Source organism: Bacillus sp. 522_BSPC, from assembly GCF_001076885.1.
Lineage (GTDB): Bacteria > Bacillota > Bacilli > Bacillales > Cytobacillaceae > Niallia > Niallia hominis.
Window position 1 is genome coordinate 1 of the sequence record NZ_JVDT01000072.1, and the last position, 1,051, is coordinate 1,051.

1 rRNA gene is annotated in these 1,051 nt (G+C 50.3%); it reads right to left on the reverse strand.

What is annotated here, in order from left to right:
• A 23S ribosomal RNA gene (locus ADJ83_RS04990) occupies positions 1-1,051 on the reverse strand; the annotation flags it as partial.

Below are 1,051 nucleotides of genomic sequence, written 5' to 3' on the forward strand. Positions count from 1 at the left end.
AAAGGTGGTACAGGAATATCAACCTGTTGTCCATCGCCTACGCTTTTCAGCCTCGGCTTAGGTCCCGACTAACCCTGAGCGGACGAGCCTTCCTCAGGAAACCTTAGGCATTCGGTGGATGAGATTCTCACTCATCTTTCGCTACTCATACCGGCATTCTCACTTCTAAGCGCTCCACCAGTCCTTACGGTCTAGCTTCAACGCCCTTAGAACGCTCTCCTACCACTGACATCATTAGATGTCAATCCACAGCTTCGGTGATACGTTTAGCCCCGGTACATTTTCGGCGCAGAGTCACTCGACCAGTGAGCTATTACGCACTCTTTAAATGGTGGCTGCTTCTAAGCCAACATCCTGGTTGTCTAAGCAACTCCACATCCTTTTCCACTTAACGTATACTTTGGGACCTTAGCTGGTGGTCTGGGCTGTTTCCCTCTTGACCACGGATCTTATCACTCGTAGTCTGACTCCCAAGAATAAGTATTTGGCATTCGGAGTTTGTCTGAATTCGGTAACCCGATGGGGGCCCCTAGTCCAAACAGTGCTCTACCTCCAATACTCTAAATCTTGAGGCTAGCCCTAAAGCTATTTCGGAGAGAACCAGCTATCTCCAAGTTCGATTGGAATTTCTCCGCTACCCACACCTCATCCCCGCACTTTTCAACGTGCGTGGGTTCGGGCCTCCATCCAGTGTTACCTGGACTTCACCCTGGACATGGGTAGATCACCTGGTTTCGGGTCTACAACCACATACTATTTCGCCCTATTCAGACTCGCTTTCGCTGCGGCTCCGTCTTATCAACTTAACCTCGCATGTAATCGTAACTCGCCGGTTCATTCTACAAAAGGCACGCTATCACCCATAAATGGGCTCTAACTACTTGTAGGCACACGGTTTCAGGATCTATTTCACTCCCCTTCCGGGGTGCTTTTCACCTTTCCCTCACGGTACTGGTTCACTATCGGTCACTAGGGAGTATTTAGCCTTGGGAGATGGTCCTCCCTGCTTCCGACGGGATTTCTCGTGTCCCGCCGTACTCAGGATACACTC